Source organism: Cytobacillus sp. GQ23, assembly GCF_059758675.1.
This window is the reverse complement of the sequence record NZ_JCAXER010000006.1, coordinates 153548-178933: the sequence shown is the minus strand read 5'-3', so window position 1 is coordinate 178933 and position 25386 is coordinate 153548. Positions and strand designations below refer to the sequence as shown.

Annotated in this window: 26 protein-coding genes; 12 read left to right on the top strand and 14 right to left on the bottom strand. The window is 41.8% G+C overall.

The window, feature by feature from the left end; translation table 11 throughout:
- Positions 1 to 191: 191 nt before the first annotated feature.
- The 7 genes from AC6CHU_RS07350 (at position 192) to AC6CHU_RS07320 (ending at position 6924) form a co-directional block, all read left to right on the top strand.
- Positions 192 to 1094: an ABC transporter permease gene (locus AC6CHU_RS07350; RefSeq protein WP_251283195.1), complete on the top strand. Its 903-nt coding sequence runs from the start codon at positions 192 to 194 to the stop codon at positions 1092 to 1094.
- Positions 1095 to 1116: 22 nt separating this feature from the next.
- Positions 1117 to 2037 carry a nickel ABC transporter permease gene (gene nikB / locus AC6CHU_RS07345; RefSeq protein ID WP_159861941.1) on the top strand — a complete coding sequence of 307 codons (921 nt, stop codon included), beginning with the start codon at positions 1117 to 1119 and terminating at the stop codon, positions 2035 to 2037.
- Between the two features lie 15 nt (positions 2038 to 2052).
- Positions 2053 to 3069, top strand: coding sequence for an ABC transporter ATP-binding protein (locus tag AC6CHU_RS07340; RefSeq protein WP_498120999.1), 1017 nt, complete (start codon positions 2053 to 2055; stop codon positions 3067 to 3069).
- 1 nt (position 3070) lies between these two features.
- Positions 3071 to 4066, top strand: a complete 996-nt coding sequence (locus tag AC6CHU_RS07335; RefSeq protein WP_251283197.1) for an ABC transporter ATP-binding protein — start codon at positions 3071 to 3073, stop codon at positions 4064 to 4066.
- 91 nt (positions 4067 to 4157) lie between these two features.
- On the top strand, positions 4158 to 4928 hold the full coding sequence (locus AC6CHU_RS07330) for a sensor histidine kinase (RefSeq protein ID WP_498120997.1): 771 nt from the start codon (positions 4158 to 4160) through the stop codon (positions 4926 to 4928).
- Positions 4925 to 5617, top strand: a complete 693-nt coding sequence (locus AC6CHU_RS07325; RefSeq protein ID WP_498120995.1) for a response regulator transcription factor — start codon at positions 4925 to 4927, stop codon at positions 5615 to 5617. The genes AC6CHU_RS07330 and AC6CHU_RS07325 overlap by 4 nt, the downstream gene beginning before the upstream one ends.
- Positions 5614 to 6924, top strand: coding sequence for an SLC5/6 family protein (locus AC6CHU_RS07320; RefSeq protein WP_498120993.1), 1311 nt, complete (start codon positions 5614 to 5616; stop codon positions 6922 to 6924). Before AC6CHU_RS07325 ends, AC6CHU_RS07320 begins: the two co-directional genes overlap by 4 nt.
- A 96-nt stretch (positions 6925 to 7020) precedes the next feature.
- Here the strand turns inward: AC6CHU_RS07320 and AC6CHU_RS07315 are convergent, their stop codons facing one another.
- The 9 genes from AC6CHU_RS07315 to AC6CHU_RS07275 form a co-directional block, all read right to left on the bottom strand.
- The gene (locus tag AC6CHU_RS07315; RefSeq protein ID WP_498120991.1) at positions 7021 to 7389 is read right to left on the bottom strand and encodes a cupin domain-containing protein; all 369 of its coding nucleotides are present in this window, start codon (positions 7387 to 7389) and stop codon (positions 7021 to 7023) included.
- 23 nt (positions 7390 to 7412) lie between these two features.
- Positions 7413 to 8177, bottom strand: coding sequence for a (S)-ureidoglycine aminohydrolase (gene allE / locus AC6CHU_RS07310; RefSeq protein WP_498120989.1), 765 nt, complete (start codon positions 8175 to 8177; stop codon positions 7413 to 7415).
- 19 nt (positions 8178 to 8196) lie between these two features.
- Positions 8197 to 9459, bottom strand: a complete 1263-nt coding sequence (allC, locus tag AC6CHU_RS07305; RefSeq protein WP_498120987.1) for an allantoate deiminase — start codon at positions 9457 to 9459, stop codon at positions 8197 to 8199.
- A 49-nt stretch (positions 9460 to 9508) separates the two neighbouring features.
- Complete coding sequence (gene allB, locus AC6CHU_RS07300; protein WP_498120985.1) at positions 9509 to 10900, bottom strand: allantoinase AllB; 1392 nt, start codon at positions 10898 to 10900, stop codon at positions 9509 to 9511.
- A 30-nt stretch (positions 10901 to 10930) separates the two neighbouring features.
- Positions 10931 to 12157, bottom strand: a complete 1227-nt coding sequence (locus AC6CHU_RS07295; protein WP_498120983.1) for an amidohydrolase — start codon at positions 12155 to 12157, stop codon at positions 10931 to 10933.
- A 72-nt stretch (positions 12158 to 12229) separates the two neighbouring features.
- The gene (locus tag AC6CHU_RS07290; protein WP_498120981.1) at positions 12230 to 13795 is read right to left on the bottom strand and encodes a glutathione ABC transporter substrate-binding protein; all 1566 of its coding nucleotides are present in this window, start codon (positions 13793 to 13795) and stop codon (positions 12230 to 12232) included.
- A 120-nt stretch (positions 13796 to 13915) separates the two neighbouring features.
- Positions 13916 to 15394, bottom strand: coding sequence for an amidohydrolase family protein (locus AC6CHU_RS07285; protein ID WP_498120979.1), 1479 nt, complete (start codon positions 15392 to 15394; stop codon positions 13916 to 13918).
- On the bottom strand, positions 15391 to 16899 hold the full coding sequence (locus AC6CHU_RS07280) for an amidohydrolase family protein (protein ID WP_498120977.1): 1509 nt from the start codon (positions 16897 to 16899) through the stop codon (positions 15391 to 15393). Before AC6CHU_RS07280 ends, AC6CHU_RS07285 begins: the two co-directional genes overlap by 4 nt.
- 402 nt (positions 16900 to 17301) lie before the next feature.
- Positions 17302 to 17667, bottom strand: coding sequence for a DUF488 domain-containing protein (locus AC6CHU_RS07275; RefSeq protein WP_498120975.1), 366 nt, complete (start codon positions 17665 to 17667; stop codon positions 17302 to 17304).
- Positions 17668 to 17782: 115 nt separating this feature from the next.
- Between AC6CHU_RS07275 and AC6CHU_RS07270 the strand changes: the two genes are divergently transcribed.
- Positions 17783 to 18004: a hypothetical protein gene (locus AC6CHU_RS07270; protein WP_498120973.1), complete on the top strand. Its 222-nt coding sequence runs from the start codon at positions 17783 to 17785 to the stop codon at positions 18002 to 18004.
- A 42-nt stretch (positions 18005 to 18046) separates the two neighbouring features.
- Here the strand turns inward: AC6CHU_RS07270 and hemG are convergent, their stop codons facing one another.
- From hemG to AC6CHU_RS07255, 3 genes are all read right to left on the bottom strand, one after another.
- Positions 18047 to 19432: a protoporphyrinogen oxidase gene (hemG, locus tag AC6CHU_RS07265; protein ID WP_498120971.1), complete on the bottom strand. Its 1386-nt coding sequence runs from the start codon at positions 19430 to 19432 to the stop codon at positions 18047 to 18049.
- Between the two features lie 140 nt (positions 19433 to 19572).
- On the bottom strand, positions 19573 to 20637 hold the full coding sequence (locus AC6CHU_RS07260; protein ID WP_498120969.1) for a C45 family autoproteolytic acyltransferase/hydrolase: 1065 nt from the start codon (positions 20635 to 20637) through the stop codon (positions 19573 to 19575).
- Between the two features lie 80 nt (positions 20638 to 20717).
- Positions 20718 to 21731 carry a DUF1835 domain-containing protein gene (locus AC6CHU_RS07255; RefSeq protein ID WP_498120967.1) on the bottom strand — a complete coding sequence of 338 codons (1014 nt, stop codon included), beginning with the start codon at positions 21729 to 21731 and terminating at the stop codon, positions 20718 to 20720.
- A 150-nt stretch (positions 21732 to 21881) separates the two neighbouring features.
- Between AC6CHU_RS07255 and AC6CHU_RS07250 the strand changes: the two genes are divergently transcribed.
- From AC6CHU_RS07250 to AC6CHU_RS07235, 4 genes are all read left to right on the top strand, one after another.
- A complete protein-coding gene (locus AC6CHU_RS07250) occupies positions 21882 to 22358 on the top strand; it encodes a glutathione peroxidase (RefSeq protein ID WP_251283206.1) in 477 nt (158 codons plus the stop codon).
- Positions 22359 to 22383: 25 nt separating this feature from the next.
- Positions 22384 to 22824, top strand: a complete 441-nt coding sequence (locus tag AC6CHU_RS07245) for a MarR family winged helix-turn-helix transcriptional regulator (RefSeq protein WP_498120965.1) — start codon at positions 22384 to 22386, stop codon at positions 22822 to 22824.
- An 86-nt stretch (positions 22825 to 22910) separates the two neighbouring features.
- A complete protein-coding gene (locus AC6CHU_RS07240) occupies positions 22911 to 23213 on the top strand; it encodes a DUF5634 family protein (RefSeq protein ID WP_251283207.1) in 303 nt (100 codons plus the stop codon).
- A 74-nt stretch (positions 23214 to 23287) separates the two neighbouring features.
- Positions 23288 to 23701, top strand: a complete 414-nt coding sequence (locus tag AC6CHU_RS07235; protein WP_159861962.1) for a VOC family protein — start codon at positions 23288 to 23290, stop codon at positions 23699 to 23701.
- Between the two features lie 40 nt (positions 23702 to 23741).
- Here the strand turns inward: AC6CHU_RS07235 and AC6CHU_RS07230 are convergent, their stop codons facing one another.
- Positions 23742 to 24494: an AAA family ATPase gene (locus AC6CHU_RS07230; protein WP_159861963.1), complete on the bottom strand. Its 753-nt coding sequence runs from the start codon at positions 24492 to 24494 to the stop codon at positions 23742 to 23744.
- Between the two features lie 30 nt (positions 24495 to 24524).
- Positions 24525 to 25367, bottom strand: a complete 843-nt coding sequence (locus tag AC6CHU_RS07225; RefSeq protein ID WP_159862426.1) for a radical SAM protein — start codon at positions 25365 to 25367, stop codon at positions 24525 to 24527.
- Positions 25368 to 25386: the final 19 nt, after the last annotated feature.

Here is a 25386-nt window from a genome sequence, read left to right as displayed (position 1 = left end):
ATGATGCTTTTAGATATTTACAGAATATTTACTTCATTTTTAAATATTTTGACAACTGTTTTAAAAAATATTTACTTTACAGTGAATTTTGATAATTTTAACTAAACGTTCTAAATCCAGTCTTTCTGCTGAAAGGAGGAATATAGATTTTCATTCTTTTTCTAGTAAAAAAATTTTAGGGGGGAATTAAGATGACAGTTCAAGTAAAAACAGAGCAGCAGGAAATAGCTGTAAAGACATGGAGCAGCTCTAAGGATTCCAGAATAAAAGATTTTCTTTCTATATTGATGCAAAATAAAGCTGCACTGGCTGGGGCCATTATTATTTTTGTTTATCTATTAATGGCGGCCTTTGCACCGCTGCTGGCTCCATATAGTCCATACGACATTGATTTGGAAAATAAGCTGACTCCCCCATCTGCAGACCATTGGATGGGAACAGATGATAAAGGAAGAGATATTTTTAGCCGGATACTTTATGGCTCCAGACTATCCATGGGGGTCGGATTTGCTGCTGTGTTATTCGGAGCTTTTTTCGGAATTATTTTCGGCCTTGTAGCCGGGTATTATGGCAAATGGGTTGACACCATTATCATGAGGATGATGGATGTAATGCTTGCATTCCCAGGGATCCTTCTGGCGCTGGCCATTATTGCAGCACTGGGTCCAAGCCTTATTAATGTGACCATAGCAGTAGGAGCTTTTTCTGTACCTTTATTTGCGCGAATTGTCCGCGGATCTACATTAGAAGTAAAGCGGCTTGAATATATTGATGCAATCCGATCCCTTGGAGCTACTGACTTTGTGATTATTTTCAAGCATATTTTTCCGAATATTCTTTCACCCATTATTGTTCAAGGTACTCTGCGATTGGCGACTGCCATTCTGTCAGCAGCTGGATTATCATTCCTTGGCCTTGGTGCCCAGCCGCCTTCACCTGAATGGGGAACCATGCTCAGCAGCGGGAGGGATTTCTTATTCTCCGCACCATATATCGCCCTATTTCCGGGTCTTGCCATCTCTATTTTAGTTCTTGGATTTAATATTTTTGGTGATGGCCTGCGTGATGCGTTTGACCCTCGGATGAAAAAATAAAAGCTATGAGGAGGTACCATCTATGCTGATGTTTATATTGCGCCGGATTATTCAGACCATCCCGGTTATTATTGGAGTTACTTTTGTTGTCTTCTTCATAATGCAGCTCGTACCAGGGGATCCTGCAGTACTTCTTGCCGGTGAAGGCGCTTCAAAGGAAACAATTGAAGCTATTCGTGAACAGCTTGGATTGAACAAGCCTTTATATATCCAATACTTCGAATACTTAACAAATGTGTTTAAGGGGGATTTAGGCGTCTCCTTAAAAAACAGCCAGCCTGTTCTAGATGAAATATTGGTAAGATTGCCGATTACGATTGAACTTGCCTTCTTTAGCATCATTATCACGATTGTACTGGGGATGGCAGCAGGTATTATTTCAGCTGTTAAGCCCTATTCTTTGACCGATATCAGCGTCATGCTTGTTGCACTGCTGGGAATATCCCTTCCAAGCTTCTGGTTTGGCCTCATGCTTATGTACTTCTTCTCTGTGAAGCTGCAAGTTTTGCCTGTAGCAGGGTGGGACAGTCTGCTGCATGTCATCTTGCCGGCTATAACTCTTGGAGCAGGAGGAGCAGCAATTGTCGCAAGGATGACCCGGTCGAGCATGCTGGAAGTTATTCGTCAGGATTATATCCGGACAGCACGTGCCAAAGGGCTTCGCGAGCAAATCATTATTTATAAACATGCACTGCGAAATGCACTGATTCCAGTGATTACGGTTGTCGGGCTGCAGTTTGGCGCACTCCTTGGAGGTACCGTACTGGTGGAATCAATCTTTGCCATTAATGGTCTGGGAAGAATGATTGTCGATGCTATTAGAATGCGGGACCTGCCAATGGTCCAGGGAGGAGTATTATTTGCCTCGCTCATTTTCGTAGTGGTGAATTTATTCGTAGATGTTTTTTATCGTTTCTTTAATAAACGCATTGAACTTAATTAAGGGTGGTGACTGGATATGATAGAAAAGAACAAGCCAATACTTGAAGTAAAAGGGCTGAAAACCCATTTCACAACAAAGCGGGGAGTCAGCAAAGCGGTTGATGGCATCGATTTTACCCTGCATAAAGGGGAAACGCTGGGAATTGTAGGGGAATCCGGATGCGGGAAAAGTATGACTTCCCTCTCCATTCTCCGCCTTATCCCTTCTCCACCGGGGAAAATTGCCGGGGGCTCCGTTCTATTTAAAGGAAGAGATTTAGTTGCAATTCCAGAGGATGAAATGCGAAAAATCCGAGGGAATGAAATATCCATGATTTTCCAGGAGCCCATGACTTCCCTAAATCCTGTAATCCCTGTCGGGGAACAAATTGCAGAAGCATTGAGGCTGCACCAAGGGTTAGGAAAAAAAGCTGCCTGGGATAAATCAGTTGAAATGCTGAAAATGGTTGGGATCCCCTCTCCTGAAAAAAGAGCAAAACTAGAGCCATTCCAATTGAGCGGAGGGATGCGCCAGCGTGTCATGATTGCTATGGCTCTTGCATGCACACCAGAGGTATTAATAGCGGATGAACCAACGACCGCCTTGGACGTTACCATCCAAGCACAAATACTGGAGCTGATAAAAGAGCTGCAGACAAAAATAGGAATGGGTGTCATCATGATCACCCACGATTTGGGAGTAGTGGCAGAAACATGTGATAAGGTAGCCGTAATGTATGCGGGCAATATAGTCGAGCATGCTTCAACAGAGCAAATATTTGCTGATCCAAAGCACCCTTATACACAAGGACTGTTGAACTCACTGCCTAAAATACATGAAGATCAGGAAGAATTAATTACGATAGATGGCAATGTTCCGAGTCCCTACAATATGCCGGCCGGATGCCGATTTGCCTCAAGATGCCCTTACGCGGAAGAAATATGTACTGCACAGCAGCCTGATCTGATTTCCTATTCTGAAGATATTAAAGTACGATGCTGGAAATATACCGACAAGTGGACTGGCACAAGAGATAAAGAGGGGGTTGTCTAACATGAATACGGCCACAGAAAAAAAGATCATCCTGCAGGTAGATCAATTAAAACAATATTTCCCGGTTAAAAAAGACTCAATCTTCAAGCCAAAAGCATTTGTAAAGGCGGTAGACGACATTTCATTTGAGCTTTTTGAAGGTGAAACATTAAGCATCGTCGGGGAGTCCGGATGCGGGAAATCAACAACGGGACGTGCAATTTTACGGCTTGATGAACCTACTGATGGAAAAGTCCTTTTTATGGGAAGAGATATTTTATCGTTAAATAAAAAGGAAATGAGAGCACTTAGAGGTGAATTGCAGGTTATTTTTCAGGATCCTTTTGCTTCTCTTAATCCCCGTCAGACGGTTAAGCAGATTTTGAATGAAGCCATGGCCATACAAAATGTGGTTGAAAAAGGAAAGCGAAAGGATAGAATGCTGGAACTGCTTGGATATGTTGGACTTCCCCCAGAATCACTTGACAGATATCCGCATGAATTTAGCGGCGGCCAGCGCCAGCGTATTGGAATCGCCAGAGCATTGGCCGTTAATCCGAAATTAATCATATGTGATGAAGCGGTATCTGCGCTGGATGTATCCATTCAGGCACAAATTCTCAATTTATTAAAAAGGCTGCAAAAGCAGTTTAAATTGACCTTTCTTTTTATTTCTCATGATCTTAGTGTCGTCAGGCATATATCGGATCGGGTTATGGTGATGTATCTGGGGAAAGTGGTCGAGATTGCAGAGAAAAAAGATTTGTTCGATTCTCCGCTTCACCCGTATACAAAAGCGCTGCTCTCGTCTATTCCAGTTCCGGATCCAACTTTAAAAAGGGACCGTGTCATTTTAAAAGGAGATGTTCCATCACCGATTGATCCTCCTGGAGGCTGCAGATTCCATACACGCTGTCCCTTTGCTGCAGAAATATGCAAGCGAGAGGAACCTGCTCTCAGGGAGCTTTCAGATAATCATTTTGCAAGCTGTCATATCGCTGAAACTCTTCCATTTTAATACAAATATCTCTATTTTGGATAAAATGTTATATTAAAAAAGGGATAGGTTACGAACCTCCCTTTTTTAATACGTAAGGAGAAAAGACCGCATGCTGCCTATTGAATCATTCTCCATATACATTATGTTTTGTGTTCTGGTTCCGCTGGCAGGAGCCTTTACCCTGCTATTTTTATTTGTCTTTGAAAAAAGAATTGATTTACTTGAGAAGCAAAAAAGAGAAATAGCGTTAGAAAGGGAATTGCAAACCGCTTTATACAATCAATTAAACCAGGAAATCCAGCCGCATTTCTTTTTTAATACCCTAAACTCCATTCTGGCCCTGGCAAGGCTGGACCGTAAAGTGGAATTGATACGGTCGATTGAAACCCTTTCAAAATTGCTGAAATTTAAATATAGGACTATAAATAACTTTATCTCAATTGAAGATGAACTTACTTATGTTAAATACTACCTGGAAATACAGCAAACAAGATTTAGAGATCGGCTTCATTATGAAATTCAAGTGGACAGCCATGCAAATAAAGCCATTATCATTCCCTTTTTAATACAAACACTTGTTGAAAATGCTTTTAAGCATGCCTTTGAAAAACATATTGGCGAGGCCTTATTAAAAATAAACATAAACAAGATCGAATCAATGATTCATGTTTCAGTGTGGAATAATTCTTTGGAGCGCTATGAAGGAAGCCACCGGGATGGCGGCGTGGGGCTTGCGAATATAGAAAGAAGACTTGAGCTATTATTCCCCAATAATGAAACTTCTGTTAGATTAACTGATCAGGGGAACGGAACGGCTGTCATAGCTATATTCCCCCACGTTATTATGTCAGAGAAATTGGAAGGAGAAAGGCTGCAATGAATATTTTGCTTGTAGATGATGAACTTATAGAATTGGAACAGCTGGAATATCTCATCAAACAGAAATTTCCCAATTGGACTGTTTATAAGGCTCAAGATGCCTCTCAAGCTCTTCATATTATTAAAAAGCATGACATCTTTCTTGCTTTCCTTGATATTCAGCTTCCAGGCAAATCAGGCTTAGATTTGGCTAAGGAGCTTTCCGCAGCTGGCGATATTGACATAATCATGGTTACAGCCTATCAAAACTTTGATTATATACAAAAATCACTCAGGATTGGGGTAGTTGATTATATAACAAAGCCCGTCATTGAAGAGGAATTAATGAGTGTTCTGCAGAGGTATGAACGAATTGGCAGCTACTCTGAGCAAATTGTTAAGGCTTTGCACATTATTCAAAAGGAATACAATGAAAAACTCACTTTAAATTATCTAGCATCTAAAATTCATATCAATTCAGCCTATTTAAGCAGAAAATTTCACGAGGAAGTAGGAATGGGCTTTTCCGAATACTTAAATGACTTTCGATTAAAGCAGGCACAGAAAATGCTGATTGAACGCCCTGAATTAAGCATTAGCAGTATTTCAGAAAAGTGCGGCTTTAACAGTCAGCACTATTTCAGCCAGATCTTTCGGAAAGCGACTGGCCAATCACCAAGAGATTACCGGCTGAAGGAGACTTCTCAATGAGGAAAACCGATTTTCAATACTATATTGGCGGGGCATTCCAGCTGGGAATCGGTTTTGGTGTTGTAAGTCTTTTATCCAGATGGGTAACTGGCAATACCATTCTTTCATCGCCCGAAACATTAATAAAGTTTGGGCTGACCGGAGGAATCGGCTATTCCCTTATGGGGGCTCTTGCACTCATTTTATTTGGAATATTAGCCAAAAAGATTCGGGATCGGTTTCATGAGCATCAAACGATAGGTGATGTATTGCGCGACAGATTGACCCCAAGGGGCTACTGGTTCATAATCTTTATTCTTCTCGTAATCAGCATCCATTCTATATTTGTTCAAGCTATGGGGGCAGGGATCCTGCTTCACATGATTTTTCCCCTGCCTGTTTTTTCTGGCATGTTTTTCTTTTTATTGTTATGTTTTTTCATTGGAGCTGGGGGAATGCAAAGAATTCATCAGCTTGCAGGCATTAATGTTGTCCTCATATTCAGCGCTGTCATCATCATCCCTGTTTACTTTTATATCCAGGAAGGTGTATATCCTGTTTATGAAGGCATTAAATTATATCATCCCTATATTCTTTACGTTAAAAATACCGAAGCTATTTTGTTTATATTCACAGCTATCTTAATTGGCTTTGGACAAGTGATTATTGATCGTGCCTCCTGGCAGAGAGTGTTTATCATCAAAAAAGAAAAGCTGAGGATTTCGTTTACATTAGCGGGTTTAATATGGGCAACTATTCCTCTTGCATTATCATCACTAATTATGATTATTATTTTTGGAAGAAGCTATGATTCCATCTATTCTTTGTTATTTGAGTTAATAGGGAAAATTAATTCAACTTTGCTGATTGTTTTATTTGTCCTGTTTTGCTTCAGTGCCATTTCATCTGCAATTACTGCAGAATTACATGCTATCGTTACATTAATCATTATGAATATCGCGGGTATGCTTCGTCCCCTCAGCAATAAAGAAAAATGGAGATTTACCTATCTGTTCTCCGGGGCCATTTGTCTATTTTTGCTCATTATCGTAAGTATTTTACCTCCAACCCCTATTGAACTGCTGTTTTTTTTCGGTAATATTTATGCCAGCATGATCGTTCCAATGCTATATATTATACTGGGCAATAAAACCTTGCCTGCTCTTATTCCCCTTGCATCTATTATTGGGACTGCTGGAGGGTTTGCAGCTTTGCCTTTTATGGAAAATATACTTACGATTTGGATAAGTTTTTCCCTGTCCAGCTTCATTTGCTTCGGTTATTTCATTTTCAATCTATTAAGAACGAAGCTGAGTGTGAAAGTTTAGCCGGGCTGCTGCTTGTTGTTAGATTAAACATATCGCCCTCTTCCAAAAAAACTGGCTGAGAGCGATATGCTTTTTATTAGAACTATAGCCTGCAAGTTAATATCTTGTTATATCCATTGGCAACGACCCGGCTGCAAATCCTACAAATAAAAACCTGCCCTTCCCTGTATTGCGCATTCCATGAATCTGATTAGGCTTTGCAAGAATTACCATGCCTTTGCTTATTGGAATTTCATTCTCCAAGTCAGGAAAGTAGATTCCTGTTCCCTCCATACAAACCCAGATATCATCTACATTTGAGTGAGAATGCAAGTATACCTCCTGTCCCGGTTCCAGACACCATACAGCCCCCACCGTTTTATCCGTTTCATAAAAATAATTCTTTTGCGGTTTCTCGGGATCGAACTTTGCTATTTTATCGATTTCAAAGACTCTTTCTTCCATAATCTCCTGAATGTTTGGCACCGCTATTTCTCTCCTATCATTTTTTATAGTTCTGCATCACGGTTGCAATCTTTAGAGTAGACATATGTTAAATTTTCTCTCCCTACTGCATACGCTGCCTGGTGAACATAAGGGCCCATGAAAATATAATCGCCTTTTTTGACTGGGATCCACTTGTTATCGAGGTTATACATCCCTTCCCCGGAAAGGATATATGCTCCGTGTTCCTGAACATGTGTTTCAATAAATGGATGGCTCGCAGCAGGATCGAAGGAAAGAATATGAAAATTCATATCAAAATCTAAGTCTGCCGGCAATAGATCTTTAATGTGGACATTATGCATATCATCGTAGTTCCTGAATTCTATTCGATTTGCATGTCCTGATATAACCCAAGGCTTCCTTCCTTCAAGAGGGCGATATTTCTGCTTGTATAAAAACAGCTTAGAATCCCCATCATTCATATTTTCCAGATACATTTTCACTCCTGGCGGGCAATACAGGTATCCGCTTTCCTCCAGAATAAACTCCTTATCATCTGCCGAAGCTTTTATCTTTCCTTCCAGTATGTAAACAAAGGTCTGTACATCCTCCTGTCCGCCAAAGCCTTCGTTATTTCCGCCTCGATTTTTCATTGTCACATAATAGTCGACAAAGCTTGCCCCAAGCTTAGGAGAACCTAAAATCGAAATATGGCAAAGATGGAATCCAGGAATCACATTGTTTACTAGCCCTTCAGGTGCTATTAAGGCATACTTCCCATGTTTTATTACAGACCTGCTTGATAATAAATCTTTTGGATAACCCATTCATAAACTCCCCTTTTCTTTATTTATAAGCCAGTTCATATAAAGTGCTGATTAGCGCTTTAACCCCTTCAGCTAAATCAGCCGCCGCGGTATATTCATCAGGGTTATGGCTAATACCCTTTACGCTCGGCACAAATAACATTGCCGCAGGAATAGAGGCTGCAAAAATTTGTGCATCATGTCCTGCACCACTATGCATGACTTTATAGCTCAGGTTTTCTTCCCTGCACTTCTTTTCCATCAATTCCGTCATATCCGGATCCATTGGAACCGGATCCGTATCAAGCCATTTTTCAATGACCGTCTCAACCGCACGCTCCCTTGATATATCATTTATGTTTTCTATAAATCTCTCAGTAAAATGGGAGATTGCATTTTTATCAATATGCCGCAAATCTAAAGTAAACGCAGCTTTTCCCGGCACCACATTGGCAATGTTGGGTGAAATATCAATACTCCCTACAGTTGCGACCAGCGGGTCACCATATTGCTCTGCCATTTTAAGTGTTTCATATATCATTTGGCTGGCAGCAAATACAGCATCTTTGCGATATCCCATGGGAGTTGTTCCGGCATGGTTGGCTTGACCTTTTACTTCAACTGTAAAGCGCCTTTGTCCAACGATGCTACTCACAATCCCAACAGACTTTTTCTCAGTTTCAAGGACATTTCCCTGTTCAACGTGAACTTCCACGAAGACCTTCAAATCCTCCCGCGGAGGTTTGGTTTCATCCCTAAATCTGAACCCCGCCTCACTCATGGCGTCAGCAAAAATTACTCCATTTGCATCTTCAAGATTTTCAACGTCCTTTTTAGATGCGCATCCTGCAATATTCTTTGAACCCCAGAAGCAATATGGAAATCTGCTTCCTTCTTCTTCCGCCAGTGAAATAACCTCGAGATTGCGTTTTGGAGTCCCGTAATGTTCTTTCAAATAAATTAGTGCCATAATCCCAGCTACAATACCATATTGGCCGTCATACAACCCGCCATTTTTCACAGTATCTATATGAGATCCTGTTAAAATGGTTTCTTCCTGATTTACTCCCATCAGTATTCCGCTAAGATTACCAACTTCATCATACTTTACTTCCAAGCCCTCGGCCTCCATCCATTCCTTCAAAGCCTGCTGAGTATCGGTCCATTGCCGGGAGTATAGAAGGCGGGTAATTCCTCCTTCCGGATCCTTTGCAAACGAACCCAGCCATTCAAGCCTGTTCACAATATGTGTTGCTAAATCTTTAAATTCGAGCTTCCCCTGCAAATTGATTAAGTCAGTCATCCCCAATCCCCCTAATTATTTTGCGGATAATGAATTTTTTCTGTTAATTTCAGATCAGATTCAAATGTGACCTTCCATATTTTAACTTAAGGGCTTTTCCAATCGGTTTCCCCACAATCCCCTGGTCCAAATCATAGACAATCTTGCCGCGGACAAACGTTTTGGTTATCCGGCAATTAATCACCCTCCCAATATATGGGCTGTGCTTATGCCGATAATATAGGCCTTCCTCCTCCACAACATAGGAGCGATTAGCATCGATAAAGATGATATCTGCATCCATTGATACGGCTATTTCTCCTTTATTGGGAATATTAAAGCGTTCAGCGGGATTAGAAGAAATCATCCTTGAAAAATGCGTGATTGGCAGCTTTCGTTTCAAAACCGCTTCATCAAACATTAAATCAACACTGTTTTGACATCCTGTGATGCCTCCCCACACTTCAAAAAAATTATTTGAAGAACTATACTTCATTTCAGGCGGACATGGTGAGTGATCAGACGTTAACATATCAATCTTGCCTTCTAGTAACTTTTTCCAAAGCTTTTCCTGCTCCTCCATACTTCGCAGCGGAGGAGAACACTTGGCTGCCGGGCCAATTTTTTCGAGCTGCTCAGATGAGATCGTAAAATAGTGCGGACAGGATTCAAGGGAAACATCCTGCCCCCCGCTTCTGGCATTCATTATTTCTTCTACTGCTTCTGCGGTGCTAATATGCACAAAATGAATAGGGCACTTCGTTTCTTTTCCAAAGTAAAGTGCGCGTTTCACTGCTTCAACCTCAGTAAAAACAGGCCGGGATGAGACATAATCCGCAGCAGATGTCCTTCCCTGTGCATTTAACTCTTCACCTAACCGATCGGTAATTAGGGCATTTTCCGCATGAATCGATAGAATTTTCCCCAGTTCGGCAATCTTCTTCATCCCCGCAAAAAGGGTATAATCATCCACATTGGAAAAATCATCGGGATGATCTGTTCCGCATGTGGACATAAAGCATTTAAATGCGATAACTCCTTCATCTGAAAGCTCTTCAAGTCTTTCAAGATTGCCTGCAACAAGACCGCCATAAAATGCATAATCGATATAATTTTTCCCGTGGGCTGCTTCTGCCTTTAATTGCAGTGTATGCCTGTCTACCGTAGCTGGAAGGGCATTCAGGGGCATATCCGCATAGCATGTAGTTCCTCCTGCAGCAAGAGCTTTAGTCCCCGTTAAAAAACCTTCCCACTCTGTTCGGCCAGGCTCACAAATATGGACATGAGTATCAATCATACCAGGCATAACATATTGTTCAGATGCATCGATTATCTGTTCAGCTTTATGATCAATGGTTTCCGCAATCGCAGCAATTTTCCCATTTAAAATGGCGATATCATTCTTTATTACCTTGTCTTTCAGAACTACATTGCCGCCCTTTATAATCAAGTCATAAATCATCACATTACTCCCTCTGCTTTTCCTATCCAGTTATTCAGCCATCTTTTCGTAAACTAAATTCCCCTTGTAAAACACTGCCCGTCGTTCCGCCCTTCTAGCCATAGCTTCCGCTGAACAGCTTGCATCAACAAGTACCATGCTGGCTTCATCACCAGCAGCTGGCCAGACCCTGTCTCCCTTCTGATCCAGCGGTGTTCTGCCCCCTGTAATATATCGAAATGCTTGGGAAAGTGACTTTTCATCTGTCCATCTGTACCTTTCAATTAAGCGGCTTGCTCTTTCCAGGATATCTCCATTTCCTGTCGGCCACCATGAATCAAAGATATTATCATTCCCGACAGCCACCTCTACTCCATATTCACTTATCAGATCAACAGGCGGGATCTGACGGCCAGAAGGGAGACTGGTAACGATCGAAATACCGGCGTCTTTTAAAATCACTGCCATCTCGGAAGCCTCTTCCCTTGAAACATCCCCCAGGCCAAATGCATGGCTAATCGCTACTCTTCCTTCCCAGCCAGCTTCCTTAGTCAGAGAGGCCAGCCTTTTCATTGTAAAAGTACCAAGGTGACCAGGGTCATGCAGATGCAAATCAATATCTGCATTGCCTTCTACAGCTAGGTCCATCAATTGAACAAGCGAAGCTTCAATATTGTTGTCAACAGTAGCGGGATCGACCGCACCGACAATACCAGCACCATTTCTAACAGCTTCTCTTACCAGCTGGGGTGTCCCTGAGCGCAGCAGGCCATGCTGGGCAAAAGCAACAATCTCTGAGTTCGCATGACTTGAAAATTCCTCCAAAGTCTGCTGGACTTCTTCTAAATTCCGTAATTGGACTTCAGGGTATATATCCACATGGGTCCTGATGTGAGTTGATCCATAGGATATTAACTGCTTAAGCAATGCTTTGGATCGCTGATAGGTGCTTGAAGACATAGATAATAATGCATTCTTTTCAATTTCACACCGTTCTATGACACCGGACGCCGGAATGCAGGCCCTCCATTCATCCCCCATATACGTTTTATCAAGATGGACATGCTTTTCAACAAAGGATGGCAATAGCAGCAATCCCTTTGCATCTTTAATGGGCAGATCCTCAGAGGAAGCCTCTAAGTCCTTCGTAATCTCAGCAATGCGGCCATCCTCTATAAATAAATGAAATTGATCTGTTATCGTACCTGACACTCTATTATTCTCTTTTCTGTATCCGCATTCCAAACGCACATTCTTTAGCCAATAGCTATTATTCATTTCCATTCACCTCTCCGGCCCCGGACAAGATAAAAGGGTACCCCGAACGGATATCCCTCTTACCTTCGAGCCTTATTTAATTGAAATATCATTGATCTCCAAGTATCCGGATGGACTGATTGAGAAGCCCTTTACATCCTTTGAAATAGCCGCCATATTCTCAATGACACGAACCGGAATATATACAGATTCCTCCATTTCAATTTCCTGGGATTTTGCATAGAGCTCCATTCGTTTATCCGGATCTTTTTCAGCCCGTGCTGCTTCGATTAAACTGTCCACTTCTTTATTGCTGTAAAAGAAGGTATTGCCGGCAGCTCCCTTCGAACTGCTATGGAACAGATTATATTGATTATAATCCGCATCTCCTGTCGCATTTCTCCAGCTCAAAATAAACATTTCGGAATCTCCGCGGTTTACTTGTTCGACAAATGTCCCGTATTCATATACCTGAATATCCAGCTTGATTCCGATCCCTTTCAGCTGAGATTGAAGGACCTCTGCCATATTGATCCATTCTTTCTTATCCATTGTTTTCAACGTAGTTTCAAAACCGTTTGGGTAGCCTGCTTCGGCCAGAAGCCTTTTAGCCTCATTGAGATTGTATTCGTATGCTTCCAGGCTTTCATGATATCCAAATACCTTTGGCCCCAGCAGTGAATTGGACTTTTTCCCAACATTCTCAAATACTCCTTCCAGGATAGAGTCCATCTCAATAGCATGTCCAACTGCTTTGCGGACTCGTGCATCATTAAACGGCTCCTTTTCTACATTGAATCCAATATATTCTGTGCCAAATCCTTCACTTCGGTAAATTTCCGCATTTTTGGAGTTTTCTACTGTTTCCATCATTGTGACTGAGAGCGGTTCGGCGATATGGGCTTCGCCTGTTTCAAGCATGGATATCCTTGTTGTTTCTTCAGGGACGATCTTAAATATGACTTTATCCAGCTTGGATGGAGTCCCCCAATACGTGTCATTTTGGTTAAAAACAATTTCTTTGCCTGGTGTCCAGGACTCAAATACAAATGGGCCTGTTCCTACAGGCTCTTGGATAACTTTTTTTCCATATTTCTCGATTGTTTTTGGTGAAATAATGCCGCCTTCATGATTGGCCAATATGGACAGCAAAGGTGCAAAAGGTTCTGATAACTTAAATTGGACAGTAAATTCATCGACTGCCTTTACTTCTTCTACCATTTTGAATACAACAGCTCTAGGGGAGGCAACCTCCGGATCTAATAACCGGTCAAATGTTGCTTTCACTGCATCGGCATTAAATGCCGTCCCGTCATGGAATGTGACATCCTCTCTAAGCTTGAACTCCCAGGTTGTTTCATCTAGCTGTTCCCACTTTTCAGCCAGCAGCGGCTTGATTTCAGCGTTTTTATCCCGGCCAACAAGCCCCTCATAAATTTTATTATGCGTAACGCTTGCCGCATTGATTGTCGACATAAAATGATGATCTAAATTTTCTGCGTCAGATAAACGGGCTATAACTAATTCTCCACCGTTTTCCGCTGTTGTTCCCTTGGAGTCCTGACTGCTGTCAACCGGTTTTTTGGTCGAACAGCCTGAAATAAGGATGGTGATCAGCAGAGCTAAAATGACTAACCCCTTTCTTTTTCTAACCTTCATATTCATTCCCCCTTTTTTAAGCTCGTCCGAGCCTTTGTCTAATTATATAAAATATTCAGATTAATCTTTTTCTACTTTCTTTACATGTTTTTTAACTTTCTTTACTACTTATTCAAAAGGTTATTGCTGATCAATAGAATCAGCAAACCGGAAAGAAGGCGGCATCAATTCATTCTCCGGTAGCTCTTGATAATCTCTTTTTAAATAACCTTTTTTCATTTTCATAAAATATTTTTGCGCTTTTCCTTTTAATGCCTCTAAATCCATGCTGGGTAATTTTCGGTCTTTCATGACTACTTTCCCATTAATAATGGATAACTTTACATCCCTTCCACTTCCGCTTGCCATCACTGTTCTCAGGGGATCATCTAAAACTCCCATATGGAATCCGTCTAAATCAATTGCAATAATATCTGCTTTTGCACCAGCACAAAGACGGCCCAAATCTTCTCTTCCCAAAAACTTTGCAGCACCTAATGTAGCAGCCCGGTAAAGATCTGAGAAGGCTGAATCTTTAACTTCTTTATTTGCGATGCGGGAAAGCATGCTCCCTATTCTGATATTTTGGAACATATCCGGAGGGAACGTATCTGTACCTAACGCAAGATTAATTCCTGACTGCTTATATTTTGCAAAGGATTCCATTGCCTCCCCATGCCTTCCTATTATTAAGGGGCAGTGAATGACTGTTGTGCCCGTTTCCCTCAGCAGTGATAAATCATCTCCACCACCTGTTTTTGCCCCGCTGTATCCAGCAATATAGTGGGCATGAGGAATAGCCGTTCTGGATCCTAAAAATCCAAGATTATATAAACGCCTGATTGGTGTTACGCCATATTTCTGAATCATTGTATGGTACTCATATTCACCCTGGGCTGCATGCAATTTTATCGGAACTTTGTAATGGTCACTATATTGCTTTGTCCGGAGAAGACTTTCTTCCGTTTGGCTTTCAATTCGCTCAGGTGCAAGCATCCCTTTTACCAAACCATTAAATGAACCATCAAACTCTTCCAAAAAACGTACTGCTCTTTCCAATCCTCGCCTTCCGGCATCTTCATCCCAATGAATCTTTATATTGCCATCACCCTGAACCACTCTTATCCCTGATTGATAGCTTGGGCCGAGGTAAATACGCAGTCCCAGGTCAGCGGCATGTTTCGCTGCTGAAGCTAGCTCCTCATATGTTTCTGCCCATTTTTTATAATGTACAGAGGTAATTGGCATAGCAGTTGTAATTCCATGAAGGATCAGCTGTGAATAGGCATATAGAGATTTAAAGGCCTCTTCTTCAGCCGTCATGATTTCATGGTGCCCTTGCTTAACATACCTCTCTGACCAAAGCAGGTTTTTCTGTCTTGCTGAACTGGCCTCCATATGCAGGATATCATGGTCAATATCACCTAATGCATTCAAGTCAATGAATCCCGGACTGATTAAAGCGCAGCCGGCATCAATAACTTTATCAGCTTGGCCAGCATACCTTTTTCCAACATAAATGATGGTATCGTTTTCAAAAACAACTTCAGCATTTTCAATCAGCACATGATCTTTTCCATCATATCCAATTACATATTTACCCTTTAGTCTGGTCTTCATTTCTGCTCCTCCTTCTCACCAGCAGGCTCTTCCATGCTATGATCCATTCCATCTCCATAGGTTCGTGTGTGACCCCAAAAATATTTCGATTGCTTCATATATCTTTCAAGACCAGCCCGCTTAATTGTTTCGTCAGCTTCTTCATTTGCCTCTGCTAAAACTGACCTTTCATCAACGGAGCATACTGTTCTGTCCTTCATAAGAACCCGGCCATCTGCGATAACATGCCACACATCAGCTGCATAAGCCTGATGGACAAGCCGGTGAATATGCATAAACTCTGGTGTCAAGTGCGGCTGATGCATATTGACAGTTATAACATCCGCCTTTTTCCCTGCTTCAAGAGAGCCCAAGTCATCATCCCATCCAATACATTTTGCAGCATCAATTGTAACCATCTCCAGAAGTTTTCCAGGAGGCAAGCAATATTCATCTCTATGAGCTGCCTGATGTATAAATTGAGTTTTTCTCATGGCTTGAAACATATCAAATGCTGTGGATGGTGAAGTGCCATCTGTGGATATAGCAACTGTCGCTCCCAGCTCTAGCAATTCTATCATCGGTGTGCGTGCGTGAATTTGAGAGAATCCAGGTGAGGCACTGACATTTGTTCCGGTTTCTGCCAATATTTTCACTTCATCAAAAGATATCCCCCGGCAATGCTGCAGATGAACATCAGGGCCTAAAAGGGCATTCTCCCAATCCTTTACTGCTAAGTGAATCATGCCTCCAAAAGCATCAGAGTGGATTCTTGTATTATATTTTCTGGCAATCTCTCTGACTTTCTTTGCCTGGTATAAATCATGCTCTGTTAAACTATGAAGTTTCGCTGGGGAAGTTGGGCCAGAAGGTTCAACTGAAGTAACAATGACGAAAGGGGTAATAAATGCTCTTGTCCGATCTTCATTGGAATGGTTTAAAGCTTCAATTACGGCTTCAGCACCCTTCAACACTTCCTCATAGGTGACATCTTTCATCATTCTTTGGCCGTTTATCCACCTGCTGAATGATTGAGGCCATGGCGGATTACAGGGACCGGTGCAAATAACTTCCCTGACACCAGTCTCTGCGTAGGCTTTAGCATGATTGATGGCAAACACCGGATCATCCGACCTTGGCATAGAGCCAAGAACAGATACACCAGTTGTTATGCCCGCCTTCAGCCGCTCAAGGGCAGAAAGCTTCCCTTCAAAATACCAGAATTCGTCTGTTACAAAATGCTTATACGTATTCGTCATAATAGGCATCCAATCATCCAGGCTTTCCATTGCTATGGTCTTAAACATCGAATGTCCGCCATGTCCATGTACATCTATTAATCCCGGCAGGATACAATGATGGGTGCAATCTATCACTTCTCGAGCCTCATATTTTTGTAATAGTTTCTCACTCTTTTCCACATCCAGGATCCTGTCTCCATTTATGGCAACAGCTCCATCCGTGATAATGCGCCTGTTTGGATCCATGGTAATGACTGTTCCATGAATCAGAAGTAAATCGATCATTCTTTCTCCCTCACTTCTTTTAACTTTAAGTATAGGAAAAAAGAAAACACTAAACTTTCAGAATCATTACATAAATTTAAAGTATTTTTACCTTTTCCTTTTTTAAAAGGCTCTTTTCGCATAAATTGTTGTTTTTCACATATAAATGTTGCCCGTTGATTGCAGCGAGAGGATGCTCAGCGATCGCGGGGCGGGCGCTGAGCATCCTCGACGCTACCCGTCTGCGGGGTCTCACCTGTCCTGCTACTCCCGCAGGACGTTGAATAAGCTTCCTTGAGTGACACCGCACGAAGAAAATGTGCATGCATTTTCGAGGATCTCGCACCTTCCGCTACAATCAACTCAGTAAATATAATTCGAATAGCAACAAACTTTGCGGAAACAGCCTTTTACAATCAGCCTTTATTTCTCCTGCCTTAATAATTCCTCCATTAATACGATCGCATGGTTATGTACTGTATCCTTCGCAGCATATAGTAAAGTAAGTTTTTGCTTCTTTGATATCTCGTACAGTTCTTCCATCTTGCTGATCTTGTCTGTCTGTGTACGCAGTTCAATGAGATACTTTTCCCGAAAAACACCGAAAAGTTCAGGTTTATGATTAAAAAACTTTCTAAGCTCGGTGCTTGGCGCAACCTCTTTCTCCCAGGCCGACAGATGTGCAGCTTCTTTTTTAATTCCTCTTGGCCACAGCCGATCCACCAATACCCGGTAGCCATCTGTCTCTTCATACGGATCGTAGGTTCTTTTAACTGTAATATCAGCCATTTCTTCACCGCCTGATCTTTTTTCGTGTTTCTATCTCACTTGTCGTTTGCTATAATCTAATTACATACATATTACACAAAATTTTCAAATTCAATTAATGTGAGGTGCAAAAAATTTGACAGGTACGATTGCCGTGGTTATGATTTTCTCTATTCCCATCATTGCCATCCTGACTGTTCACAATCAAAAGCTTGCCAAAATTAAACACCATATGATAATAGATGAAATCACTCTGGAAAAGCTGAAGCAGGAAAACTATCTGCTTGAGACCGAAAAGATGAAGCTGGAGCTGGAGCAGATGAAACTAGAAGGTCCTAGGGACACCAAAATCATATAAAACCAAAAAAGTCCCCATCTTACACAGAAGGGGATTTTTGCTTTACATATTCTCAATAATTTTCACGGCAGTTTCTGCCCCACTTTCGATGCAGTCAGGGATGCCCACGCCATAATAGGAGCAGCCGGCAAGCCAAATGCCAGGGTAATCCCGGCTCAATCTGCTTTCAAGTGCCGCTACTGTCTGTGGATGGGATATCAGATAGTTCGGCATTTTTTCAGTCCAATTTGTCACTTCACTTGCCGCAGGCTCAGCCGTAATGCCAAGGCTTTTTTCAATATCAGCCAATGCCGTCTTCAAAAGCTCATCTTCATCCATTTCCTTTAGAAAGGCAAACGCAGGATGGCTGCTTTTATAAAATAATCTAACCAGCAAATTGCCGCTTCCTGATGTATGCTTCCATTTGCGGCTTGTCCATGTACAGGCATTGCAATTTAACTCATCCGTATTGGCCGTAATGAAGCCTGTCCCGTCTTCAGGCAGCTCGCTGTCTGGAATATCATATGCAAGATAAATAGAGATGAGGGAACTGTTTTTCAAAAGCTCAAACTCCGCTTTCAGCCCCTGATCATCGAACAGGGTGGCAGCTGCATTATGCGGAATGCCAAGCACCACATGATCCGGCTCCAGGCTCTCGCCATTTGAGAAATCAACCTTATATCCGCTGTCCGTTTTTTCTATTTTAACAGCTTGTGTGTTTTTTAAGATTTGAGTTCCGTCCAGTCTTTCTTCATAAGCGTCAATTAATGCATCCAGGCCGTTATTAAAGGAAAGAAACTTCTTTCCCCTTCCGCTCTGGAACACCGTTTTATTTTCCTCAAAGCCTTTTATGATACTTCCGTACTTTTCTTTATAATCAAACACCTGCGGAAGTGTCGAAGCAATGGTTAAGTCACTGAGATTCCCGGAGTATACTCCCGAAAGAACAGGTGCAATTTGTTTTTCCACCAGTTCTTTTCCGAAGAAATGCTCAAGGAAATCGCCGATGGAATCATTTTTTGTAAAGCGGTCATTTTTCGTATAAAAATCCTTTAAAGCTTCAACCTTTCCCTCTGCAGAGACAATTGTTGATTTGGCAAGAGATTCAACGCTCGCCGGAATCCCAAACACAGAATCCGCCGGAATGAGCTTCAGCTCACCGTCACTGTAAATATAAGACCGTCCCGCTGCATTGTAAACAACGTCTTCTTCTAAACCAAGCTCCTGGATAAAATTCATTGCATCCGCTTTGCGGGCAACAATCGAATCAGCTCCTGATTCGATAACAAATCCGCCTCTTCTTACCGTGCGGATCTTTCCGCCAAGCTGTTCCGCTGACTCTGCCAGCACAAGCCGTATATCCTGATCATTTTCTTTTTTCCATTTGTTCAGTTCATACATGGCGGATAATCCTGTAACACCGCCGCCGATGACTAATACTGTTTTCACGTGTATGCACCTCAGTTTACATCCAATTCATACTTAAAGTGTACCACAACATAAAGCAATGCAAGAATGTGAGGGTTTGTCCAAATGATGAATATATTTGGTCAAAATAGAAAAAACGGAGAGCCGGACTCTCCGTTTCATCATCTCCTGAACCAATTCGCATGCTCATCCATATGCAAAAAAGGAATGTCGGTATCAACTTCACCAGGGATTCTGTCCATTTCAATGTCATGTCCATCGAGCCATCTTCCAAAGTCAAAAAGAACCGGCTCTCTGTCGCCGCCGAGCGCAAACCAGGCCATCATCTCTTGCGGCAGATAGGCTGATGTATGAATGGTCCCGGCCCAGCTTCCATAAAGATCTGAAAAAACGCCTTTATCACTATCATTCAAAAGGCGGAATGCATCATGTGCACCCAGACGCTCCGCCTGACGGCTTTTCATGACATCCAGCCTGCGCATGCTGTCAGCCAGATGGCTGCGATTTTCATCCTTCATGATTTCAAAATGGTTTGTACAGGCTGTTGTCTGACGGACCTGTACACCTCTCGGAGAAGTTTCCACTGCATAGGTCTCTCCGCCTGCGTCATACACCACATAGGTAAAAGAGTGGCGGTGCGGTATTTCCTGCAGCATCTCAACCGCTTCTTTGACATTGGCACATGCCTCTAAAATCAGGCGGCCGATCATGCAGCAGATAAAGCCATCAGCAGGCTTTTTCCGGTTCATGAAATTATAGCCGATTACAAGTCCTTTTTCATTCATGCCATCCATCCGGCCAGTCACCCTCTGGCTCGGACCAATGATCGCATAGCCCTGATCTGTTGGCTGATAAAAGGTATAGCGCCCCTCATAAGTTTTTGGATGATAATCATAATTGCGAATCAGATAGTCATCCCCTGTAAGGATGGAACAGCCTGAACGGACATAATCGAGGCGATATCCGCCAAATTCCTTTAATACCCGCTCCATCGGCCATTGCATTGCTGCCTGAATCCCAAGCAGCTCATCCCAGATTCCGGGGGCAAATCTCGTAATTGCTTTTTTTACTTCTGATTCATTTATTGAAAAGCGCGGCTTTCGCACCTTCCATTGGTCATCCCGGTTTCTGACCGAAAGAGAATCCTTTAATCGTTCTCCCTGCATGAAGCCAAAATCAAAGTGGGTGCCGCGGAATTGAATAACATCACTGTAAATCTTCTTCAAGATGAATCCCCTTCTATTCGTTTCTTTTATTTAGAATAAATGAAGGCTGAATGAAATTCCAGCAGAGAGACTACTGAATTCTAAATCTCTTTCAGTTTAATGCTATAAAACCTCATACTTTTCGGAATTCCTTTTATGGCAAATATTCCGTTATACACTAAGGATCTTACTCTATATTCGGCAAAGCCATCCCCAATTGGCTCATCCAGATGCCCTATCACTTCACCAATTAATCTGGCTGATTTTATAAAACCCTTGTTGCCTTTATGAAGCTTTTTGGCTGACTCGATGATATATTCATCAAAATAACTCTCTGGTACACTATGTATTTCATTCTCTTCCCATATGCGCAATACTTCCTCTGTTTTGGAGAGTGCCTGCCAATCTGATACAAATCCGGTTCTTTCTTCAGCAGATAAAGGGCTTCCCATGTTTTTATCCAATATGAACTTAAGCTTATCTGGAGCAGCTTCACCTGAGTGCCTGAGCTTGTATTGATTCTTTTTCGCAGGAAAAAGCTCCTTATAGGACTGAGAAGTATTAATAACATGCACATTATTATCCTTGTTTCTTAATAAGTGAAGGAAAAACCGCAAACCCGTTTGTTCATCGGCGTTGTCAGCTGTCCAGATCACGATTGGTTTGCCCGCAGGAATGGCTGCGATTTCTTCAATTGCTTTAGCTATTTTTCTTTCATATTCCTTTTCCAGATAATCATCTGGTATATTAATATGATCCTTCACCCATTCAAATCGCTTTTTTCTCCCTTCCTTTTCATGCACCCTCCACAGAGGCCCATTGCTAAAGAAGTCAGGAAAACCGATGACCTTATTTTCTTTACTGAGCCCTGCCTTTAAAGCCCCTGCAGGTGATTCTCCGCACACAATGTGGCAGATTTCATATTCCTGCTCCAAATCCCTCTCCTCGGAATAAAAGAGTACCTTTTCTTGAATATCATGGAGCAGTTCGATGATTTTTTCCTGAGAACCAGCATTGTTTTTTAATAAGTGAACCCTAAGCAATAGGTGGAATAAATAGCTCTTCGCCCCCCGCTCCGGCAGTTTTTCAATGGCTTCCCGCAGCTCATCCAGCATCCTGATCACCCTTTGTAAATGAATTTGAAATCTATCTTCTCTACGAATAAACACGATCATTAGTTTCAGGAGAATGTTATTGATTGCAAAAAGAATTTAAATCGTATAAGATTAAATCGTACACGATATATATATATAGGAGGGATTCGAATGACAACAGTTTTTGATTTTGAAGTTAAAAAAACGAATGGTGACTTGAAATCTCTGAAAGAATACGAAGGAAAACCTCTCATTATAGTAAACACCGCAAGCAAATGCGGATTAACACCTCAATTCAAAGGATTGCAGGAGCTTTATGAAAAGTATAAAGACAGCGGCCTTGAAATTCTTGGTTTCCCTTGTGATCAGTTCAATAACCAGGAATTTGATAATATTGAGGAAACCACTGAGTTTTGCCAGCTGAATTATGGTGTGTCTTTCCCGGTTTTCGCCAAAATTGATGTAAATGGCGACAATACGGACCCATTATTTGCTTATCTAAAAGAACAGAAAAAGGGACTTCTGTCTAAAAACATTAAGTGGAACTTTACGAAATTTCTCGTAGACCGGAACGGACAGGTTGTAGAACGGTATGCACCTACAACTGAACCGGAAAGAATCGAGGATGATTTAAAGAAATTATTGTAAACCCAGATTAGAATCAGGTGATGATGTGAAGGACTTTTTTACACTGGATAAACAGCTATGCTTTGCGGTTTATGAAACAGCAGGCGATTTTACAAAACTATATACAAGTGCCCTGCAGCCATTTGGCTTAACCTATCCGCAATATCTGGTTCTTCTGGCACTTTGGGAAAAGGATGGCATGACAGCCAAAGAGCTTGGAGATAAATTAAATCTTGGCACCGGGACACTCACCCCGATGATTTCTAGGATGGTATCCAACGGATGGCTCCGAAAAGAACGCTCTACAGCGGATGAACGCAAGGTATATATTTTCCTTGAGGAAAAAGCACGCAAGGAAAAACAGGGTATCACCAAAAATGTCGGAGAGGCCATACAGTCCTGCAGCATTGAGCTGAAAGAATATGAAGAACTTATGGAGCATCTCGGCAAACTAAGAATAAAGCTAAGAAGCAGAGGGCCTCGCTAATAGGGGCACTCTTTTCACCGTTTCATGTTTATTCCCTCTCCAAAAAGCCATATTAAGAATAGATAATTGGAAGGGAGCAAATCGCCATGGATTTTTTATCAAGAGAGCAAGTAATCAGAGAATTACAGGAGCCATTCCAGTCTTATTTAGATAAATATGGAATCGATGATATTGGGGTTTACGAGGAAGAGGGCCAGGACCAATACTATTATATGGGATACACGCTGAAGAAAGCAGGGAAAACGTATCATGTTCACAGCCCATTCCTTAAAGATGAGAATGGCGGCTTAACTCCTGCCGGCAATGAATGGATCATTGAATCGGATGAACCCGATCGTGCTGACAGCAGAGGATTCACTAGTGTTGAACAAGCACTTCAGGAATTATAAAGATTGTCTCTGATCTGTATTAATTTTTGAATATTTCGTCTATAATGAAATTGAATTAGGAAGGAGTGAAAGAAATGGCTGTTAATGCCTATTTAAATTTTAATGGAAATACACGGGAAGCAATTGAATTTTATGTAAAGGCATTTGAATTGGAAATGCCTGAGATCACCACTTTTGGTGAATCTCCACAAAACCCTGATTATCCTCTGCCAGAGGAAGCAAGGAATTTGGTTATGCATTCAAGCCTTAACATTAGCGGCAGTAATGTAATGTTTTCAGATACGTTTCCAGGTATGCCTTTTACAGTAGGAAATAACATTAATCTTGCAGTTGTCATTAATGATGTGGATAACCTGAGAAAGTATTTTAACAATCTGCAGGAAGGCGGCAAAGTAACCATGGAGCTGCAGGAAACTTTCTGGAGCAAGAGCTTTGGCCAGTTAACAGATAAATTCGGGATCAACTGGATGTTCAGCCACGAAGAATAACATACATAAGCTAAAATGGAGGCATGCGGCCTCCATTTTTTTATTCATTAAGCAAATGATGAAGCATTCTTTTCTTATTATCGAAAAATTGCTTCATGATGCGGTAATGATTCGTTTCTTCCAGCTTCTTTTCCGAAATGCCGTCCTCAGTGAATTCATATATGGCTGCATCAGGATAAGCCATGATGATGGGAGAATGAGTGGCGATAATAAATTGTGAATGTTCGCTGACCAGATCATGAATTCTTGTCAGCATGGACATTTGGCGCAGTGGGGATAGTGCCGCTTCAGGCTCGTCCAGAATGTAGATTCCATTGCCGCGAAAGCGATGAAGAAATGTGGAGAAAAACGCTTCACCATGTGACTGCTCATGTAAAGAACGGCCCCCAAAGGAGTCAATTACTTTTGGCCCGCTGCCTTCGCTGTCCATTTCTTCAATATTGGAAGCTACATTATAGAAGCTCTCTGCCCTTAAGAAAAAGCCATCTGACGGTCTATCTACGCCCTTAATTACCTTTAAATATTCTCCCATTATAGAATGTGAATCAAAGGTAGAAAAATTAAAATTGAATGATCCGCCTTCTGCATTGAATCCCAGTGCAACCGCAACCGCCTCAAGGAGGGTTGACTTTCCCATTCCATTCTCGCCTATCAGAAAGGTTACTTTCGGGTGAAAAGGCACCTCATCCAGCGTTTTCAGGCTCGGGAGGCTGAAAGGATATTGATTGAATGATGGAATATCTTCTCTTTTAAGCCTAATGCCTCTTACGTATTGTGAACTAAACAGATCCATAAAAAATACCTCTTATATTTTTATAGTCACCTATCTGCCATCAGGGCTGAAACCACCCTTTGATACACCCAGTTGAATCGGTGCATCTTGAAATTCCCGTTCCAGCATGTTAAGAACCACTTTATATGCAGATGGATTATACCATTTCTCCAAGCCAAGCTCATTAAAAACCTTGCGGATTCCAAGCCTCTCGGTCCTTCTCCCTCCGCTTCCATCCCCCATCCAAAAATCGTCGATCGTAACACGGTTAGCAATAGATTTCAGTTTTGCAGGAAATTCCCTCGAACATGGAAGCAGCGGGGCCAGTGTTGCCTGAGTGATAATTCCTGCCTCTTTTATGAGTTTTAGTGCAGCCATTCTTGCAGGGATGGGAGGTGCAGCAGGTGCAAATGCCTTTCTGACTTCTTCTTTATCTGTCTCGATTGTCATGGAGATTCTGATTCGATCTCCGAATTGCTGAAATAAATCGATATCCCGCTTCACCAATGGCGAACGGGTTTGTACATGTAAAAAGTCAGGCTGATTTTCAAGCATCACTTCCAATAAACTTCTTGTCAGTTTTGAAGTATATTCTATTGGCTGGTAAGGATCAGTGGAAGAGGACATAAATAAAGCCACTTTCCCCCTTTTTTTAGCTTTAGCCAATTCTTTCTCCAAAAGCTCAGCCGCATTTGATTTTATATCAATCCATGCACCCCATTCCTCTTCACGGAAGATGGAAACAGGCAGCTCCCTTACGTAGCAGTATTTACAGCCAAAAGCACAGCCCGCATATGGGTTCAATGAATGAGTAAAGTTGTCTATCGCACCTTTGGCAGGTGTTAAGATACTTTTTGATATGATTTCTTTTAGTTGTATGTTCAAGTCAACCACCAAACCGAATGTATGTTCT